This is a genomic window from Streptomyces yerevanensis (genome assembly GCF_000716805.1).
GTDB lineage: Bacteria > Actinomycetota > Actinomycetes > Streptomycetales > Streptomycetaceae > Streptomyces > Streptomyces flaveus.
Genome location: NZ_JNWJ01000317.1, coordinates 1 through 204, shown reverse-complemented (window position 1 = coordinate 204; position 204 = coordinate 1). Strand labels below are relative to the sequence as shown.

Below are 204 nucleotides of genomic sequence, written 5' to 3'. Positions count from 1 at the left end.
GCCTGGAGCCCGACCTGGGTGAGGGCCTTGCCGTCGGCGGGCAGGACCACCAGGACGTCGACCTTCTTGTTGATCAGCGTCTCGATCTGGCCGATCTGCGCGGCTGTGTCGTTGGAGCCCTCGGTGATCTCCAGCGTCACGTCCTTGTACTTCTTGGCCCGGTTCTTGGCGTTGTCGTTGATGGCGTTCAGCCAGCCGTGGTCG

At 64.2% G+C, this 204-nt stretch carries 1 protein-coding gene; it reads right to left on the bottom strand.

Annotated elements, in window-relative coordinates:
* Positions 1-204: substrate-binding domain-containing protein (locus OP79_RS49555; RefSeq protein ID WP_033330113.1), on the bottom strand; the 204-nt coding region annotated here is incomplete at both ends.